We start from the raw sequence: 16198 nt of genomic DNA on the forward strand, positions 1-16198 counted from the left end.
GTGTGCAGCTGCTCAGGAACGCTCGCGCTCGACGCGGTTGACCCCCGCGACGCGCCGCAGGTTGCGGATCAACTGCGCCAGGTGCACGCGGTCCTTGACCTGGATCGTGAAGCGCAGCTGGGTCATGCTGTGTTCGTCGTCCTCGTCCATGCCGACATAGGTGATGTTGGCGTCGGACTCGCCGATCTCGGCGGCCACCCGGGCCAGGATGCCCTTTTCGTTGTTGATCAGCAGGCGGATGCGGCAGTCGAAGCGGCGGTTCAGCTCCTCGCCCCACTGCACCGCGATCCAGCGGTCCGGTTCCTTGGCGCGCACGCGCTTGGCCGGCAGGCATTCGCAGGTGTGCACCACCAAGCCCTGGTCGCGGCGCAGCTGGCCGATGATCTGGTCGCCCGGGATCGGCAGGCAGCAGGGGGCAAGCTGCACGGCCACGCCTTCGCTGCCGTAGATCGTAACCGGGTCGATGCTGCTGGACGGCAGCGGCTGGCTGGTCGGCATCAGGTCCGGGTCGCCTTCCATCAGGCCGAAGATATGGCGCGCCACCAGCGCCGGCATGCGCTTGCCGATGCCGATGTCGGCGTACAGCTCGTCCATCGACTTGGCCGAGGATTCGGCCAGCAGTTTCTCGATGGTGGCCGGGGCCAGCTCGGGGCGGATGTTGCGCAGGGCCAGCGCGCCGGCCAGCAGTTCCTGGCCCAGCTCCACCGATTCGTTCACGTTCACGGTGCGCAGGTGGTGGCGGATCGCCGAGCGCGCCTTGCCGGTACGCACGAAGGACAGCCAGGTCGGGCTCGGGCGCGATTCCGGATCGGTGACGATCTCGACGATGTCGCCGTTGTGCAGCTCGGTGCGCAGCGGCTGTTCCTCGTTGTTGATCCTGACCGAGACCGTATGGTCGCCGATGCCGGTGTGGATCGAGTAGGCGAAGTCGAGCGCCGTGGCGCCGCGCGGCAGGGCGATGATCTTCGACTTCGGCGTGAACACGTAGACCGAATCGGGGAACAGGTCGACTTTCACATGCTCCAGGAACTCGGCCGAGTCGCCGGTCTGCTGCTGGATGTCGAGCAGCGACTGCAGCCAGGCGTGGGTGCGCTGCTGCAGGTCCGACATGTTCGAGTCGCCGGTCTTGTACAGCCAGTGCGCCGCCACGCCGCTCTCGGCGGTGCGGTGCATTTCCTGGGTGCGGATCTGGAATTCGACCGGGGTGCCGTAGGGGCCGATCAGGGTGGTGTGCAGCGACTGGTAGCCGTTGATCTTGCGGATCGCGATGTAGTCCTTGAACTTGCCCGGCATCGGCTTGTACAGCGCGTGCAGGGTGCCCAGGGCCACGTAGCAGTTCGGCACGGTGTCGACCACCACGCGGAAGCCGTACACGTCCAGCACCTGCGAGAACGACAGGTGCTTGTTGTGCATCTTCTTGTAGATGCCGTACAGGGTCTTCTCGCGGCCGTAGACCTCGGCCTGGATGCCGCCGGCCGCCAGCTGGTTCTTGACCGCCTCGAGGATCTTCTTGACCACTTCGCGGCGGTTGCCGCGCGCGGCCTTGATCGCCTTCGACAGGGTCTGGTAGCGCAGCGGGTACAGGTGCGAGAAGGACAGGTCCTGCAGCTCGCGGTAGATGTTGTTCAGGCCCAGGCGGTGCGCGATCGGCACGTAGACTTCCATGGTCTCGCTGGCGATGCGGCGCTTCTTGGCCGGGATCATCACCCCGAGGGTGCGCATGTTGTGCAGGCGGTCGGCCAGCTTGATCAGGATGACGCGCACGTCGGAGGCCATGGCCAGCAGCATCTTGCGGAAGTTTTCCGCCTGCGCTTCCACCTGGCTCTGGAATTCGATCTTTTCCAGCTTGGACAGGCCGTCGACGAGGTTGGCGACCTGGGCGCCGAAGCGCTCGACCAGGTCGTCCTTCTTGACGTCCTGGTCTTCGATCACGTCGTGGAGGAGGGCGGCCATGATGGCCTGGGCGTCGAGCTTCCACTCGGCGCAGATCTCGGCGACGGCGATCGGATGGGAAATATACGGCTCGCCCGACTTGCGTACCTGGCCCAGGTGCATCTCGTCCGAGAAGCGGTAGGCTTCCTTGACCTTCTTGAGTTCGGCGGGGGTGAGGTAGTCGGACAGCTTGTTGATCAGCTGGGTGACGGAGGCGACGCCGGGAGCGGGGGCCTCGATCGGGTCCTGCGGGCGGTTATCCGGGCGCTTGGCCCGGCCGCTGGTGTTGCCTGGATGAGTCGAATCCGGATAAGGCAAATTCATACTTTGATATCGTCAAGCCGCAGTGATATTACAGAATAGCAGAATAACGGATTGACTAATCCAGGCAATCCCTGGGGTCTTACATGGGAACCTTTTTCAGCATTTCCAGGCCAACTTTACCAGCCGCGATTTCACGCAGGGCAACGACGGTCGGCTTGTCCTTGGCTTCGACCTTAGGAGTGTGGCCTTGCAGCAACTGACGAGCGCGGTAGGTAGCGGCCAGGGTCAGCTGGAAGCGGTTCGGGACGTTCTTGAGGCAGTCTTCAATGGTGATGCGGGCCATGTTGTGCTCCTAAATAAATAGCAATGCGTGCGGCGTACCGAAAGGTGCGCGCGCTTACGATTGGGGTTGTTGCGCGTGGATTCCCAGCTGGGCAAACAGCGTAGCGTTGCGGGCCGCCTGCTGGGCGAAACGGCAACGTGTCGCTTTGACAATCGCCTGCAGTTCGGCCAGGGCGACGTTGAACTCTTCGTTGATGATAGCATATTCGAACTCCGGAGCGTGAGCCATCTCCCCCCCGGCGGCCAGCAGGCGGCGGGTGATGATGTGGGGCTCGTCCGTCCCGCGCTTGTGCAGGCGCTCCTCCAAAGCCTCGATCGAGGGCGGCAGGATGAAGATGCCGGCCGCGTCCGGGAACTGCTTCTTGACCTGGCGCGCGCCCTGCCAGTCGATTTCCAGCAGGATGTCGGTGCCGGTCTTCATCTCCTGTTCCACGGTCAGGCGGCTGGTGCCGTAGTAATTGCCGTGCACCTCGGCCCATTCCAGGAACTCGCCGCGCTCGGCGCGGTTGACGAAGTCCTCGGCGGTGGTGAAGTAGTATTCGCGGCCGTCCTGCTCGCCCTGACGGGGCGGGCGGGTGGTGGTCGAGATCGACAGCTTGATGCCCGGTTCCTGCGCCAGCAGGGCATTGACCAGGGTCGACTTGCCGGCGCCCGAAGGGGCCGCGACGATGAACAGGCTGCCGGAGAAGGCGGATGGGAACATGGTGTTTTCCTTCTTGTCTTGCGAAATCGCTTCGCGGTGATTCATGTTAACGTTGAACGCGTGGACGGGAAACCCGTCCACCCTACGTTATCGCAAACTGTAGGGTGGACGGGTCCCCCGTCCACGCGTCCAACGAACGTCCGATTTACTCGAGATTCTGCACCTGCTCGCGCATCTGCTCGATCAGCAGCTTGAGCTCCATCGACGCATCCGCCAGCTCCTTGACCGAGGCCTTGGCGCCCAGCGTGTTCGCTTCGCGGTTCAGTTCCTGCATCATGAAGTCGAGGCGCTTGCCGACCTGGCCGCCTTTCTTCAGGATGTGGCGGGTTTCGTTCAGGTGGGCCGACAGGCGCGACAGCTCTTCCGACACGTCGATGCGGATGCCGTACAGGGTCACTTCCTGGCGGATGCGTTCCAGCACTTCCTGGCGCGTCAGGGTCGTCGGGTTGCCGTGGCCGGCCAGGCCGAGCGCGTCCTGCATGCGCTCGATGGCCTTCTGCTGGAACTGGGCGATGACTTGCGGGATCAGCGGGGTGATGCGCTTGACGATGGCTTCCATGGCGTCGATGCGCGACTGCAGCATGGCGTCCAGGGCCGCGCCTTCGCGCTTGCGGCTTTCCACGAAGGCGGCGATGGTGGTCTTGGTCAGGGCCGCGACGTCGGCCTGGAGCGATTCCTGGCCGATGGTCGATTCCTCGATCACGCCCGGCCAGCGCAGCAGTTCCGCTACCGTCATCTGGGGCGCGGACGCGAAATGGCGGGTCACTTCAGCCTGCAGGCGGGCGAGGTCGTTCAGCAGTTCCTGGTTGAGGGCCTGCGAGCCGCCGCTGGCCTTGCGGCCGAAGGACAGGCGCACTTCCACCTTGCCGCGGGTGATCGCGGCCATGATCGCCGCACGCAGCTCGGGTTCCAGCGCGCGCAGGTCGTCGTTGATGCGGAACTGAAGATCGAGGAAGCGCGAATTGACGCTCTTGATCTCGATCGTGAGGGTGCCGGCAGCGCCTTCGCTGGTGGCGACCGCATAACCAGTCATGCTTGAAATGCTCAATGGGATCCCCGGTATTTTTAGAGCGCCTCACAAAACCCCCATGGCGGCGTTGTAGCGCTTGCCCCGAGATTTTTGTTAGACGCTCTTATTCTTTACAAAGCCGATATTTATCCACACAATCGTCCTGTTTAGCAAGGAAACCCACTTGGATGGCCGCTCAGAATAACGCACCCCTGCCCGATGGCCTGGAAATTGCCGGATACCGCATTGTAAAGAAAATTGCGTCCGGTGGGTTCAGTATTGTTTATCTGGCATATGACGGCGAAGGGAACGCGGTCGCGATCAAGGAATACCTGCCCAGCGCGCTCGCATTGCGCCAGCCGGGCGAGCTCATACCGCTTGTTTCAAAGCCCAATCTACCGATCTTCCGCATCGGCCTGAAGTGTTTCTTCGAGGAGGGGCGGGCGCTGGCCAGGATCGTCCATCCGAATGTGGTGCGGGTGGTGAATTTCTTCCGCGCGAACGAGACGGTGTACATGGTGATGGCCTACGAATCCGGGCACACCCTGCAGGACCACATCGCGCGCGTGGCCGGGCGCGGCAGCCGCCTGGGCGAGCAGTTCGTGCGCCAGGTGTTCAACGGGGTGTGCGGCGGGCTGCGCGAAGTCCACGCCAACAAGCTGCTCCACCTCGACCTCAAGCCCGCCAACATCTACCTGCGCCTGGACGGCTCGCCGCTGCTGCTGGACTTCGGCGCGGCGCGCCAGACCATCAACATCGACGCGCCCATGCTGGCGCCCATGTACACGCCGGGCTTCGCGGCGCCGGAACTGGGCGCCAGGGGCGCGGCCCTCGGTCCCTGGACCGACATCTACAGCATCGGCGCGGCCATGTTCGCGTGCATGGCCTGCGTCACGCCGCAGGCGGTCGACGCGCGCAGGCAGGAGGACAAGCTGCCGGCCCAGCTCGACGCACTCGAAGCGCGCTATTCGCGCGAGCTGGTGACCATGGTGCGTTCCTGCCTGGCGCTCGATCCGCTGGCGCGCCCGCAGAGCGTGTTCGCGATCCAGAAGGTCTTGCAGGCGGCGCCCGCGGCGCCGCTGCCGGAGCCGGAACCTGTTGAAGAAGAACGGGCATCCGGCTGGCGGGGGCTGGCGGGCCGTTTCGGCCTGGGCCGCAAGTAAGGAGGGATGATGCAGTTTTCCGTCTACCAGCAAAGCCACATCGGCGGACGCAAGGTCAACCAGGACCGCATGGGCTACAGCTTCACGCGCGACGCGCTGCTGCTGGTGCTGGCCGACGGCATGGGCGGACACCTGCGCGGCGAGATCGCCGCCACCATCGCCCTGCAGACCATCTCGATGCTGTTCCGCATGCAGGCCAAGCCCTACGTGAAGAAACCCGAGCGCTTCCTGGAGGAAGCCCTGCAGCAGGCGCATCGCGACATCAACGACTACGCGGCCAGGCACCAGCTGCCGGACACGCCGCGCACCACCGTGGTGGCCTGCCTGGTGCAGCATAACTACGCGATCTGGGCGCATTGCGGCGACTCGCGCCTGTACTGGCTGCGCCGCAACCAGATCCTGGCGCGCACGCGCGACCACTCGCACCTCGAATACCTGATCGAAAAAGGCCGCGCCACGGAGGCTGAGCGCAACACCCACCCGGACCGCAACAAGCTGTATAACTGCCTGGGCGCCTCCGGCACGCCGAAAGTGGAGCTCTCGCGCCAGGCCAGCCTGGAGCCGGGGGACCTGCTGCTGCTGTGTTCCGACGGCCTGTGGGGCATGCTGCCCGACACCGAGATCGTGCACCGGCTCTCGACTTCCCCCCTGGGGCAGGCGATTCCCGACATGGTGTCCATGGCAGCCGCGATCGGCGGCGCGCGCGCCGACAACACGACCGCCCTCGGTATCATGTGGCAGGGGGCCGACGTGCCCGGCGCCGCCGCGGAGAACGTGATTTCCACCCAGATGCTGCCCGAGGACGGGGTCAGCTCGACGATCACCGCCGGCCAGCCGGCGCCGTCCGAGACCGACGCCTTTGACGAGGACGAAATCGAAAAGGCGATCGCCGAGATCCGCGAGGCGATCGAGAAGTCTTCCCAATTACTCAAATAAGAAAGCACACCCATGACATTTGAACACCGCCCGAGCGGGCGCGCGGTCGACCAGCTGCGCCCGATCCGCATCACGCGCCAGTACACCAAGCATGCCGAGGGTTCGGTCCTGATCGAATGCGGCGACACCAAGGTGATCTGCACCGCCAGCATCGAGGAGAAGGTGCCGCCTTTCCTGAAAGGGAAGGGCCAGGGCTGGCTGACCGCCGAATACGGCATGCTGCCGCGTTCGACCCATACCCGCATGGACCGCGAAGCCGCGCGCGGCAAGCAGACCGGCCGCACCCAGGAAATCCAGCGCCTGATCGGCCGCTCGCTGCGCGCCGCCTTTGACCTGGAAGCCTTCGGCGAGCGCACCCTGCACCTGGACTGCGACGTGATCCAGGCCGACGGCGGCACCCGTACCGCCTCGATCACCGGCGCCATGGTGGCGGCCTACGACGCCTTCCAGGCGCTGGCGGGCCGCGACATGATCGCCTCGGTGCCGGTGCGGCACTTCGTGGCGGCGATCTCGGTGGGCGTGTACCGCGGGATGCCGGTGTTGGACCTGGATTATGTCGAGGATTCGGATTGCGATACCGACATGAATGTGGTGATGACGGATTCCGGGCACTTCATCGAAGTGCAGGGGACGGCGGAAGGCGCGGCGTTCGACCGGGCGGGAATGAACCGCTTGCTGGATCTGGCGCAGCTGGGCATTACGGATCTGGTGAAGCTGCAGCGGCAGGCGCTGGGGTTGGTGGTTTAACAAGCGAACTTGGGTTCCCGCCTGCGCGGGGATGACGGTTTTTGAGCTTGCCACTTCGGCTAGCACGTCATCCCCGCGCAGGCGGGGACCCATGTTTGCACCGCAGCCGCAAGAGCACGCGCTAGCCCAAAGCAGTAAAATATCCCCCCTCCGCAGATTTCACCCCACACACCGCCATGACCCAACGCCTGATCCTCGCCTCCAACAACGCCGGCAAGCTGAAGGAATTCGCCCAGCTCCTCGCACCCATCGGCTTCGACCTGCACCCGCAAGGCGAATTCGACGTGCCGGAAGCGGAAGAGCCCTTCGGCACCTTCGTCGAGAACGCCCTGGCCAAGGCGCGCCATGCCGCGCGCCTGACCGGCCTGCCGGCGCTGGCCGACGATTCGGGCGTGTGCGTGAACGCTCTCGGCGGCGCACCGGGCGTTTACTCGGCGCGCTATGCGGGCGAACCGAAATCCGATGCCCGCAACAACGAGAAGCTGGTGGCCGACCTGGCCGGCCACGCCGACAAGTCGGCCTACTACTACTGCGTGCTGGTCTACGTGCGCCACGCCGACGACCCGCAGCCGGTGATCGCCGATGGTACTTGGGCCGGCGAGATCATCGCCGAGCCGCGCGGCGCCAATGGCTTCGGCTACGACCCGCACTTCCTGATTCCCTCGCTCGGCAAGACCACCGCCGAGCTGGACCCGGCGCAAAAGAACGGCATGTCGCACCGCGGCCAGGCCTTGCGCGCCCTCGTCGAGAAACTGAAATGATTCCCATCAAAGTCGCGGGACAAGCGTCCGGCGAGCCCCGGTCTCCCGCCACCGCCGCCCTGCAATACCTGCAGCCGGGCGCGCTGAATCTGACGGCGCTGCCGCCGCTGTCGCTCTACATCCACTGGCCCTGGTGCGTGCGCAAGTGCCCGTACTGCGACTTCAATTCGCACGAGGCCAAGGGCGAGGTGCCGGAACAGGCATACCTGGACGCGCTGCGCCTCGACCTGGAGCAGTCGCTCCCGCTGATCTGGGGCCGCAAGATCCACACCGTCTTCATCGGCGGCGGCACGCCCAGCCTGATGTCGGCCCAGGCCCTGGACCAGCTGCTGGCCATGGTGCGCACCCTGCTGCCGCTCGAGCTGGACGCCGAGATCACGATGGAAGCCAACCCGGGCACCTTCGAGGCCGAGCGCTTCAAGGCCTACCGCGACAGCGGCGTGAACCGCCTGTCGATCGGCATCCAGAGCTTCAACCCTGCCCACCTCCAGGCCCTGGGACGCATCCATGACGGCGGCGAAGCCCTGCGCGCGGTCGAGATCGCGAAGTCGACTTTCGACAATTTCAACCTCGACTTGATGTACGCGCTGCCTGCGCAAACGCTGGAGGAGGCGCGGCGCGACCTGGAAACGGCGCTGTCCTTCGAGCCGCCGCACCTGTCGCTGTACCACCTGACGATGGAACCGAACACGGTCTTCGCCAAGTACCCGCCCCAGCTGCCGGACGACGACGCGAGCGCCGACATGCAGGACATGATCGCGGAGCTGACCGCGGTCGCCGGCTACGAGCACTACGAAGTGTCGGCCTATGCGCACAAGGGCCGCCGCGCGCGCCACAACTTGAACTACTGGCAGTTCGGCGACTACCTGGGCATCGGCGCCGGCGCGCACTCGAAGATCTCCTTCCCGCACCGCATCCTGCGCCAGGCGCGCTTCAAGCAGCCGGCTTCCTTCATGGAAGCGGCGAAACGCGGCAACCCGGTGCAGGAAGAGCGCGAGCTCGCCCGCGCCGAGATGGGCTTCGAGTTCATGCTCAATACGCTGCGCCTGGTGGACGGCTTCGACCCGAACCTGTTCGGCGAACGCACCGGCATGAGCATCAGCGCCATCGCCAAGGACCTCGACGCGGCCGAGGCCAAGGGCCTGCTCTACCGCGACCACAAGCTGATCCGCCCGACAGAACTGGGCCAGCGCTTCCTGAACGACCTGCAGGAGATGTTCCTGGCCGAATGAGGCGGGAGGAAGGCGGATTAAGTGCGCACCGCGCCCGCCAGCGCGGTGAGGGTGCGCGCCAGGCCGCTCACCGTGCGCGCCATGGCTTCGACGTCCACCTTGTCGGCGTCCGCGGTGGTCTCGTGGTAGGGATAGCCCAGGAAGCCGGTGTCGGTCACCAGCAGGGCGGGATAAGCGCCGAGACTCGGCGTATAAGGCTTGCCGTGGCTGGACAGCGTCACGCCCATCACGTGGGCCGGCGCCGCCAGTCCATGCTCGAGCGTGTCGGGCTGCTCCTTGAAGGCGGCCAGCGCCTGGCGCACCCGCGCCGACGAGGCCATGGTGCCGGCGAAGGCAATGAAATTCCCCGCGTCCTCCGCGGCGCCGTCCGGAGCGGCTGCGGCCTGGTCGAGAAGGAACACGAACCTGATCTCGGTACCGCGGCTGGGCTGTACGGTCTTCAGCAGGCGCGCCAGTTCCAGCACCGCCGCCGTGCCGCTGCCGCGGTCGCCGACAAGGAAGACGCGCTCGGGCCGCGCGCCCGGCGCCACGTTGCGCAGCACGGCCTCGATGCTGCGCAGCCTGCGCCCGCCGGTTTCCTGCGTCAGGCGGGCAGGGGCATAGCCGAAGGCCTTCAGCGAGCTCTCGATATAGCGCCCGGAAGTATCGTGCTTCGTTGCGGCAGCCGCTTCCACGTGGGCGCGCAGGCGCGCCGACAATGGCGGCGCTGCGGGGGCGGAATCGATTTCCGCCGTGATCAGCGCCAGCACGATGGCAAGCAGGATCGCAATCAGCTTCCAGTGTGAGTGCAAGAATTGTCGCATGGCCGGCAGGCGCCCAAGGCGCCATTCCTAACGCGGTCGATGCGTCCAGTGTAGCCAAATCGCTTTCGCGCTGCGTGCGCCCGCGGCTCAATTCCGCGCTTCAACAAGCTTCAACGCGCACTGCCGGGCAGGACCGCGAAATCCTCGGTGCGCGCCAGGCTGCGCAGCAGGTCGGCCAGCTCCGGCGGCGGCACCGCCAGCTTGCGCTGGCGCAGGTCGAACCAGCCGCCCAGCGAAGTCACGCGCGCGCACAGCACGCCGTCGCGGTAGAAGGTGTTCTGCAGGTTCATGCGGCTGGCGTCTTCCGACAGCCCGGCCATCGCGAAGGTCACCGTGATCTCGTCGAGCAGGCGGCATTCGCGGAAGTACTCGATCTGGTCGCGCATCACCACCGGTCCCAGCTGCAGGCGCATGAACTCGGACATCGGAAAGCCGTGCTCGGCGAAATACATCATGCGTACGTCGGCCGACTTGTCCAGGTAGGCGGTATTGCGCATGTGTGCGTTGAAGTCCATGTCGCCCCATCCGGCGACCAGGGTTTTCTGGAACATGTGTGTACTCCTCATTCGAAACGTGGCGTTACTGTACAGGGGCCAGGCGCGGTGGGATACTGGCAGAATTGACTATATCGACACCGGGTTTGCCATGCGCATCGCCGTTCTTGCCCTGGATGGGGTGTTTGACACCGGATTGGCCGCGGTGCTCGATGCATTCCGCACCGCCAATGAGCTGGCGGGCCTGTCGCCCGATGCGCACGCGCCCTTCGAGCTGACCTTGACCAGTGTACTTCCCAATGTACGCACCGCGCAGGGCCTGGGCGTGCCGGTGGCGCCGCTGGATGCATGCGGTCTGCCGGACCTGGCCATCGTGCCCGCCATCGGGTACAAGATGCCGGAGCCGCTCGCCAGGGCTCTGGACAGCGAGGAAGTGCGCGAAGCGGGCGCCGTGTTGCGGCGCTGGGCGGAGCTGGGCGTGCGCATCGCGGCGCCCTGCATCGGCGCCTTCGTGCTGGCCGAGGCCGGCCTGCTGGACGGGCAGGAAGCCACCTGCACCTGGTGGCTGGCGCCGATGTTCCGCGAACGCTATCCGCTGGTGGAACTGGATCCACGGCGCATGGTGGTGCCGTCAGGACCCTTCGTCACGGCGGGCGCGGCGCTGGGGCACCTGGACCTGGCGCTGTGGCTGATCCGGCAAAGCAGCCCCGAGCTCGCCAGCCTGGTGGCGCGCTACCTGATCGTCGACGCGCGGCCCAGCCAGAGCGCCTATGTGATCTCCGACCACCTGCTGCACGACGATCCGCTGGTGAGCCGCTTCGACCGCTGGGCGCGCGAGCACCTGGCCGAGCGCTTCAGCCTGGACGCGGCGGCGGCCGCGCTCGCGACCAGCAAGCGCACCCTGGCGCGCAGGCTGGATGAGACGCTGGGGAAGACGCCGGTGGAGCACGTGCAGGATTTGCGGGTGGAGCGGGCGGTGCATTTGCTCAGGACGAGCGATTTGGCGGTGGAGCGGATTGCGGAGCAGGTGGGGTATCGGGATGGGGTGACGTTGCGGTCCTTGCTGCGCAAGCGGTTGGGGAAAGGGGTGCGGGAGTTGCGAGGCTAACGCGGCGCGTTGAACTTGGGTTCCGGCGAAGGCCGGAACCCAAGTTTGCAAGCACACCACTACAATAAAAAACGGGCCCGCAGGCCCGTTCCGAGAGTACGCTCAGCGCGCCGCCACTGGCGTCGCAGCCTCCGTCCACCCACCTCCCAGCACGCGATACAAGGTCACCTGGTTCTGCAAGCGCAGCAGGTTCGCCTGGATCGCCAGCTGCTGCGCCTGGAACAGCGAACGCTGCGCATCCAGCAGGTCCAGGTAGCTGGCCGCGCCGTTCCGGTAGCGCAGGTCCGACAGGTTGAAGCGGTCGGCTTCCGCTTCCGCCACCGCGCGCTGGGCGCGCAGCTGTTCGCTGAAGGTGGCCTGGCCCGCCAGCGCGTCCGCCACTTCGCGGAACGCGGTCTGGATCGAGCGTTCGTACTGCGCCACCGCCACGTCGCGCTGGGCGCGGGCCGAACCCAGTACCGCCGTGTTGCGGCCGTAGTCGAAGATCGGCAGGATCGCCTGCGGTGCGAAGGTCCAGCCATACGAGCCGCTCTTGAACAGGCCGGAGAGCTCGGTGCTGGCGCTGCCCACGCTGCCCGTCAGCGTAATGCGCGGGAAGAAGTTGGCGCGCGCTGCGCCGATGTTGGCGTTGGCCGCGATCAGCTGCTGCTCGGCCGCGCGGATGTCCGGGCGGCTGGCCAGCAGGTCCGAGGGCAGGCCGGCCGGCAGGTCGGGCAGCTCGGTCGACGCCAGGGTGGCGCCGGCCGGGTTTTCCGGGATCGGCTGGCCCACCAGCAGGGTCAGCAGGTTGATGTCCTGCGCGCGCTGGCGCTGGGCCTGCGCCAGGGTGGTGCGCGCAGTCTCGACCAGCGAGCGCGACTGCTGCACTTCCAGGCGCGAGGACACGCCGTTCTCGAAACGCAGCTGGGTCAGCTTGTCCGATTCCTCGCGGGTCTGCACGGTGCGCTGGGCCAGCGACAGCAGTTCCTCGTCCGCCAGCAGCTGCAAGTAAGCGTTGGCGACCGAGGAGATCAGGCTGATCTGCGCGGTCTTGCGCGCTTCCTCGGTGGCCAGGTACTGCGCCAGCGCGGCTTCCGACAGGTTGCGCACGCGGCCGAACAAATCGAGCTCGAAGGCGGACACGGTCAGGCCGGCCTGGTAGACGCTCTCGATCGGCTGGTCCTCGCCCGTGGTCTGGCGCTGGCCGGTGATGGCCGCGCCCACGGACGGCAGGCGGTCGGCGCGCTGGATGCGGTATTGCGCACGCGCCTGCTCGATGTTGGCGATGGCGATGCGCAGGTCGCGGTTGTTGGCCAGGGCCTGCCCGATCAGCTGCTTCAGGCGCGCGTCGGCGAAGAAGCGCTGCCATTCGATGGCCGCCGGCGCTTCCGTCGCCGCCGCGTTGGCCGGTGCGCTGGCTGCGCGCGGCACCTCGGGGAAGCTGCCGGCCACCGGCGCCTGCGGACGCTCGTACTTGGGCGCCAGCGACATGCAGCCTGCCAGCGCCATCGCCAGCGCCAGCGGAGTCACGATGAGTTTGATGCGTTTGATCATATTTTCTTGTCCTCGACGAGGGTTTCTTCTTCATGCGCGTACTTCTTGCGCTGGCGCTCGCTGCCCTTGAAGAACTTGCGGATCACGACGAAGAATACCGGAACGAAGAGCACGCCCAGGGTCGTCGCGGTGATCATGCCGCCCATCACGCCGGTACCGATCGCGCGCTGCGATGCGGAGCCCGCGCCGCCGGCGATCACCAGCGGCAGCACGCCCAGGATGAAGGCCAGCGAGGTCATGATGATCGGACGGAAGCGCAGGTGCGCCGCCTGGATCGCGGCTTCCATCGGCGATTTGCCCTGCGCTTGCAGATCCTTCGCGAATTCGATGATCAAGACCGCGTTCTTCGCCGCCAGGCCGATGATGGTCACCAGGCCGATCTTGAAGTACACATCGTTCGGATAGCCGCGCAGCATGGCGGCCAGGATCGCGCCCAGCACGCCCAGCGGCACCACTAGCAGCACCGAGACCGGGATCGACCAGCTCTCGTACAGCGCCGCCAGCGCCAGGAAGATCGCCAGCATCGAGAAGGCCATCAGGATGCCCATGGTCGAGCCGGACAGCTTTTCCTCGCGCGACTGGCCGGTCCATTCGAAGGCGAAGCCCGACGGCAGCTGGCCCGCGAGGCGCTCCATCTCGGCCATCGCGTCGCCGGTCGAGTAGCCCGGCTTGCTGTCGCCGGCGATGCTCATCGACGGGTAGCCGTTGTAGCGGATGGTCTGCATCGGGCCGGTGATCCAGCGCGTGGTGGCGAAGGACGACAGCGGCACCGGCTGGCCCTGGACGTTGAGCGCGTTCAGGCGCAGCAGGTCGTCCGGCTGCATGCGGGCGCTGGCCTCGGCCTGCACCACGACACGCTGCAGGCGGCCGGCGTTCGGGAAGTCGTTCACGTAGGACGAACCGAGCGAGGTCGAGATCGCGGTGTTGATGGCGTCGAAGGTCACGCCCAGGGCCTGCGCCTTGTCGCGGTCGATATCGAGCATCACCTGGGGCGCGTCTTCCAGGCCTTCCGGGCGCACGCCGGCCAGGATCTTGCTCTGCGCCGCCATGCCCAGCAGCTGGTTGCGCGCCGCCAGCAGGGCGTCGTGGCCGGCGCCGCCGCGGTCCTGCAGGCGGAAGGTGAAGCCGGTGCCGCGCCCCAGTTCGGGAATCGGCGGGGGCGACAGCGCGAAGATGAAGGCGTCGCGCACGCCGGACAGGCCGCCCATGATGCGGCCGGCCAGCGCCTGCGCGCTCGAGCCGTCGCCCTTGCGCTCGTCCCAGTCCTTGAGCGGAATGAAGGCCAGCGCCATGTTCTGGCCGGAGCCCGAGAACGAGAAGCCCAGCACGCTGACCATGTTGGCCACTTCCGGCTGTTTCATGACGAAGCCTTCCACCTGGCGCATCACTTCGCTGGTGCGTTCCTGGGTGGCGCCCGGCGGCAGCTGGATGTTGGCGATCACGTAGCCCTGGTCCTCGTTCGGCAGGAAGGAGTTCGGCATGCGCGTGAACAGCAGGGCGACCACGCCGGTGACCACCACGAACACCAGCATCGCGCGGCCGGTGCCGCGCAGCAGGCGCGCGACCCAGCTCTCGTAGTTCTTGGCGGTGGCCGTGAACTTGCGGTTGAACCAGCCGAAGAAGCCCTTCTTCTCGTGGTGGTGGCCCGCTTCGACGGGTTTCAGCAGGTGGGCGCACAGCGCCGGAGTCAGGGTCAGCGCCAGGAAGGCCGAGAAGGCGATCGAGGACACCATGACGGCCGCGAACTGGCGGTAGATGTTGCCGACCGCGCCGCCGAAGAAGGCCAGCGGCACGAACACCGACATCAGGACCACGGTCACGCCGATGATCGCGCCCGAGATCTGGCCCATCGCCTTGCGCGTCGCGGCCAGCGGGTGCAGGCCTTCCTCGCTCATGATGCGTTCGACGTTCTCGACCACCACGATGGCGTCGTCGACCACGATACCGATCACCAGCACCATGCCGAACATGGTGAGCACGTTGATCGAGAAGCCCAGCGCCAGCAGGGTGGCCAGGGAGCCGAGCAGGGCGACCGGCACCACGATGGTCGGGATCAGGGTGTAGCGGATGTTCTGCAGGAACAGGTACATCACCAGGAACACCAGCACGATCGCTTCGACCAGGGTATGCACCACCTGCTCGATCGAGATGTCGATGAACTTCGAGCTGTCGAAGGGGATCGCGTACTTCATCCCGGCCGGGAAGAACTTCGACAGTTCTTCCATGCGGGTCTTGATCAGCTTCGCGGTTTCCAGCGCATTGCCGGACGGCGCCAGCTGGATGCCGATACCGGTCGAGGGTTTGCCGTTCAGGCGCGCCGAGGTGGCGTAGCCCTGGCCGCCGATCTCGATGCGGGCTACGTCGCGCAGGCGCACGGTGGAGCCGTCCGGATTCGCGCGCAGCACGATGTTGCCGAACTGTTCGACGGTATTCAGCTGGCCGGTCACGACCACGGTCGCGTTGATTTCCTGGCCCGCGGCCAGCGGCAGTTCGCCGATGGTGCCCGAGGCCACCTGGGCGTTCTGGCTGCGGATGGCGTTGTTGACGTCGGCGGGGGACAGGCGGAAACCCACCAGCTTGGCCGGGTCGATCCAGACGCGCATCGCGCGCTCGGTGCCGAACAGCTGCGCGGTGCCGACGCCCTTGATGCGCTGGAGTTCAGGCAGCACGGTGCGCGAGGCGTAGTCGCCCAGCGCGATCGGGTCCCACTTCGGATCGTCCGACGAGAGAATCGTGAACAGCAGGAAGTTGGCGCGCACCTTGTCGACGCGCACGCCCTGCTGGTTCACGGCCTGCGGCAGGCGCGGGGCCGCGCGCGACAGGCGGTTCTGCACGTCCACCTGGGCCAGGTCGGGGTCGGTGCCGGTTTCGAAGGTGAGGGTGATCGAGCCGCTGCCGTTGGCGGAGCTGCTCGATTCCATGTAGATCAGGCCCGGCGAACCGTTCATCTCGCGTTCGATGACGGAGATGACCGAGTCTTCCAGGGTCTGGGCCGATGCGCCCGGATAGGCGGCATTGATCACGATCGATGGCGGAGCCACGTTCGGATACTGGGCGATCGGCAGCTGGGTGATCGAGACGCCGCCGATCACCATGATGAACAGCGCGATCACCCAGGCGAAAATAGGGCGGTCAATGAAAAAACGTGCCATTGGAGGTTCCTGTTCTTGT

At 66.2% G+C, this 16198-nt stretch carries 14 protein-coding genes; 6 read left to right on the forward strand and 8 right to left on the reverse strand.

What is annotated here, in order from left to right:
- Nucleotides 1-12 precede the first annotated feature (12 nt).
- From KBW98_RS02670 to KBW98_RS02685, 4 genes are all read right to left on the reverse strand, one after another.
- Nucleotides 13-2256, reverse strand: coding sequence for a bifunctional (p)ppGpp synthetase/guanosine-3',5'-bis(diphosphate) 3'-pyrophosphohydrolase (locus KBW98_RS02670; RefSeq protein WP_211518545.1), 2244 nt, complete (start codon nt 2254-2256; stop codon nt 13-15).
- A 79-nt stretch (nt 2257-2335) separates the two neighbouring features.
- Nucleotides 2336-2539, reverse strand: coding sequence for a DNA-directed RNA polymerase subunit omega (gene rpoZ / locus KBW98_RS02675; RefSeq protein WP_005665923.1), 204 nt, complete (start codon nt 2537-2539; stop codon nt 2336-2338).
- Nucleotides 2540-2593: 54 nt separating this feature from the next.
- Entirely contained in the window at nt 2594-3241 is a 648-nt protein-coding gene (gene gmk / locus KBW98_RS02680) for a guanylate kinase (protein WP_211518546.1), read from the reverse strand.
- Nucleotides 3242-3386: 145 nt separating this feature from the next.
- Nucleotides 3387-4274, reverse strand: a complete 888-nt coding sequence (locus tag KBW98_RS02685) for a YicC/YloC family endoribonuclease (protein ID WP_211518547.1) — start codon at nt 4272-4274, stop codon at nt 3387-3389.
- Between the two features lie 164 nt (nt 4275-4438).
- Between KBW98_RS02685 and KBW98_RS02690 the strand changes: the two genes are divergently transcribed.
- The 5 genes from KBW98_RS02690 to hemW all read left to right on the forward strand — a co-directional run bounded on the left by KBW98_RS02690 (nt 4439) and on the right by hemW (nt 9089).
- Nucleotides 4439-5413, forward strand: coding sequence for a serine/threonine-protein kinase (locus KBW98_RS02690; RefSeq protein WP_211518548.1), 975 nt, complete (start codon nt 4439-4441; stop codon nt 5411-5413).
- A gap of 9 nt (nt 5414-5422) precedes the next feature.
- On the forward strand, nt 5423-6349 hold the full coding sequence (locus KBW98_RS02695) for a PP2C family serine/threonine-protein phosphatase (protein ID WP_211518637.1): 927 nt from the start codon (nt 5423-5425) through the stop codon (nt 6347-6349).
- A 12-nt stretch (nt 6350-6361) separates the two neighbouring features.
- Nucleotides 6362-7096: a ribonuclease PH gene (rph, locus tag KBW98_RS02700; RefSeq protein WP_211518549.1), complete on the forward strand. Its 735-nt coding sequence runs from the start codon at nt 6362-6364 to the stop codon at nt 7094-7096.
- Nucleotides 7097-7272: 176 nt separating this feature from the next.
- The gene (gene rdgB, locus KBW98_RS02705) at nt 7273-7857 is read left to right on the forward strand and encodes an RdgB/HAM1 family non-canonical purine NTP pyrophosphatase (RefSeq protein ID WP_211518550.1); all 585 of its coding nucleotides are present in this window, start codon (nt 7273-7275) and stop codon (nt 7855-7857) included.
- A complete protein-coding gene (hemW, locus tag KBW98_RS02710) occupies nt 7854-9089 on the forward strand; it encodes a radical SAM family heme chaperone HemW (RefSeq protein WP_211518551.1) in 1236 nt (411 codons plus the stop codon). Before rdgB ends, hemW begins: the two co-directional genes overlap by 4 nt.
- A gap of 17 nt (nt 9090-9106) precedes the next feature.
- Here the strand turns inward: hemW and KBW98_RS02715 are convergent, their stop codons facing one another.
- Both KBW98_RS02715 and KBW98_RS02720 read right to left on the reverse strand, forming a co-directional pair.
- Nucleotides 9107-9880, reverse strand: coding sequence for a hypothetical protein (locus KBW98_RS02715; RefSeq protein ID WP_211518552.1), 774 nt, complete (start codon nt 9878-9880; stop codon nt 9107-9109).
- A 122-nt stretch (nt 9881-10002) separates the two neighbouring features.
- Entirely contained in the window at nt 10003-10443 is a 441-nt protein-coding gene (locus KBW98_RS02720) for a thioesterase family protein (RefSeq protein ID WP_211518553.1), read from the reverse strand.
- 94 nt (nt 10444-10537) lie between these two features.
- Here KBW98_RS02720 and KBW98_RS02725 point away from each other — a divergent pair, with 94 nt between their 5' ends.
- The gene (locus KBW98_RS02725) at nt 10538-11494 is read left to right on the forward strand and encodes a GlxA family transcriptional regulator (protein ID WP_211518554.1); all 957 of its coding nucleotides are present in this window, start codon (nt 10538-10540) and stop codon (nt 11492-11494) included.
- Between the two features lie 102 nt (nt 11495-11596).
- On the opposite strand, the gene KBW98_RS02730 is transcribed toward KBW98_RS02725, so the two are convergent.
- A complete protein-coding gene (locus KBW98_RS02730) occupies nt 11597-13027 on the reverse strand; it encodes an efflux transporter outer membrane subunit (RefSeq protein WP_211518555.1) in 1431 nt (476 codons plus the stop codon).
- Entirely contained in the window at nt 13024-16179 is a 3156-nt protein-coding gene (locus tag KBW98_RS02735; RefSeq protein WP_211518556.1) for an efflux RND transporter permease subunit, read from the reverse strand. The genes KBW98_RS02730 and KBW98_RS02735 overlap by 4 nt, the downstream gene beginning before the upstream one ends.
- Nucleotides 16180-16198 lie beyond the last annotated feature (19 nt).

The organism is Massilia sp. ST3, from assembly GCF_018119405.1.
Taxonomy (GTDB): domain Bacteria; phylum Pseudomonadota; class Gammaproteobacteria; order Burkholderiales; family Burkholderiaceae_D; genus Telluria.

What these genes read in the sequence shown, in the direction of transcription:
- gmk (WP_211518546.1), bottom strand. Translation starts at nt 3,241, where the DNA reads ATGTTCCCATCCGCCTTCTCCGGCAGCCTGTTCATCGTCGCGGCCCCT.
- KBW98_RS02695 (WP_211518637.1), top strand. Translation starts at nt 5,423, where the DNA reads ATGCAGTTTTCCGTCTACCAGCAAAGCCACATCGGCGGACGCAAGGTC.
- rph (WP_211518549.1), top strand. Translation starts at nt 6,362, where the DNA reads ATGACATTTGAACACCGCCCGAGCGGGCGCGCGGTCGACCAGCTGCGC.
- KBW98_RS02690 (WP_211518548.1), top strand. Translation starts at nt 4,439, where the DNA reads ATGGCCGCTCAGAATAACGCACCCCTGCCCGATGGCCTGGAAATTGCC.
- KBW98_RS02670 (WP_211518545.1), bottom strand. Translation starts at nt 2,256, where the DNA reads ATGAATTTGCCTTATCCGGATTCGACTCATCCAGGCAACACCAGCGGC.
- rpoZ (WP_005665923.1), bottom strand. Translation starts at nt 2,539, where the DNA reads ATGGCCCGCATCACCATTGAAGACTGCCTCAAGAACGTCCCGAACCGC.
- KBW98_RS02725 (WP_211518554.1), top strand. Translation starts at nt 10,538, where the DNA reads ATGCGCATCGCCGTTCTTGCCCTGGATGGGGTGTTTGACACCGGATTG.
- hemW (WP_211518551.1), top strand. Translation starts at nt 7,854, where the DNA reads ATGATTCCCATCAAAGTCGCGGGACAAGCGTCCGGCGAGCCCCGGTCT.
- KBW98_RS02735 (WP_211518556.1), bottom strand. Translation starts at nt 16,179, where the DNA reads ATGGCACGTTTTTTCATTGACCGCCCTATTTTCGCCTGGGTGATCGCG.
- KBW98_RS02720 (WP_211518553.1), bottom strand. Translation starts at nt 10,443, where the DNA reads ATGTTCCAGAAAACCCTGGTCGCCGGATGGGGCGACATGGACTTCAAC.
- KBW98_RS02730 (WP_211518555.1), bottom strand. Translation starts at nt 13,027, where the DNA reads ATGATCAAACGCATCAAACTCATCGTGACTCCGCTGGCGCTGGCGATG.
- rdgB (WP_211518550.1), top strand. Translation starts at nt 7,273, where the DNA reads ATGACCCAACGCCTGATCCTCGCCTCCAACAACGCCGGCAAGCTGAAG.
- KBW98_RS02685 (WP_211518547.1), bottom strand. Translation starts at nt 4,274, where the DNA reads ATGACTGGTTATGCGGTCGCCACCAGCGAAGGCGCTGCCGGCACCCTC.